The organism is Psychrobacter lutiphocae DSM 21542 (genome assembly GCF_000382145.1).
In the GTDB taxonomy this organism is placed as follows: domain Bacteria; phylum Pseudomonadota; class Gammaproteobacteria; order Pseudomonadales; family Moraxellaceae; genus Psychrobacter; species Psychrobacter lutiphocae.
The window spans coordinates 1-1,225 of sequence record NZ_KB907700.1 but is presented as its reverse complement, the minus strand read 5'-3'; the positions used below and the strand labels follow the sequence as shown (position 1 = coordinate 1,225).

Genomic DNA, 1,225 nt, shown 5'->3' with positions numbered 1-1,225 from the left:
ACTGGCGAAGTGGCAAATACCAAGCTTCCAGGAAAAGCTTCTAAACTTAAGTCATAAACGAATCGTACCCTAAACCGACACAGGTGATCAGGTAGAGAATACCAAGGCGCTTGAGAGAACTCTGCTGAAGGAACTAGGCAAAATGGTACCGTAACTTCGGGAGAAGGTACGCTGCTGGTGGTGAAGGACTTGCTCCGTAAGCTACTAGCAGTCGCAGATACCAGGCTGCTGCAACTGTTTATTAAAAACACAGCACTCTGCAAACACGAAAGTGGACGTATAGGGTGTGATGCCTGCCCGGTGCTGGAAGGTTAATTGATGGGGTAAGCCGTAAGGCGAAGCTCTTGATCGAAGCCCCAGTAAACGGCGGCCGTAACTATAACGGTCCTAAGGTAGCGAAATTCCTTGTCGGGTAAGTTCCGACCTGCACGAATGGCATAATGATGGCAGCGCTGTCTCCAGCAGAGACTCAGTGAAATCGAAATCGCAGTGAAGATGCTGTGTACCCGCGGCTAGACGGAAAGACCCCGTGAACCTTTACTACAGCTTTACATTGAACTTTGACTCAACTTGTGCAGGATAGGTGGGAGGCTTTGAAGCAGATACGCCAGTATTTGTGGAGCCATCCTTGAAATACCACCCTGGTTGTGTTGGGGTTCTAACTCAGATATAACAGTATCGAGGACAATGTATGGTGGGTAGTTTGACTGGGGCGGTCTCCTCCTAAAGAGTAACGGAGGAGTACGAAGGTGCGCTCAGAACGGTCGGAAATCGTTCAAAGAGTATAAAGGCAAAAGCGCGCTTAACTGCGAGACCCACAAGTCGAGCAGGTACGAAAGTAGGTCTTAGTGATCCGGTGGTTCTGTATGGAAGGGCCATCGCTCAACGGATAAAAGGTACTCTGGGGATAACAGGCTGATACCGCCCAAGAGTTCATATCGACGGCGGTGTTTGGCACCTCGATGTCGGCTCATCTCATCCTAGGGCTGAAGCAGGTCCTAAGGGTATGGCTGTTCGCCATTTAAAGAGGTACGCGAGCTGGGTTTAGAACGTCGTGAGACAGTTCGGTCCCTATCTACCGTGGGCGTTGGAAATTTGAGAGGATCTGCTCCTAGTACGAGAGGACCAGAGTGGACGAACCGCTGGTGTTCGGGTTGTCATGCCAATGGCATTGCCCGGTAGCTACGTTCGGATTGGATAACCGCTGAAAGCATCTAAGCGGGAA

The 1,225-nt window shown here is 50.5% G+C and carries 1 rRNA gene; it reads left to right on the top strand.

Features of this window, described 5'->3' with window-relative positions:
* Positions 1-1,225: ribosomal RNA gene (locus H140_RS0113615) — 23S ribosomal RNA — on the top strand; the annotation flags it as partial.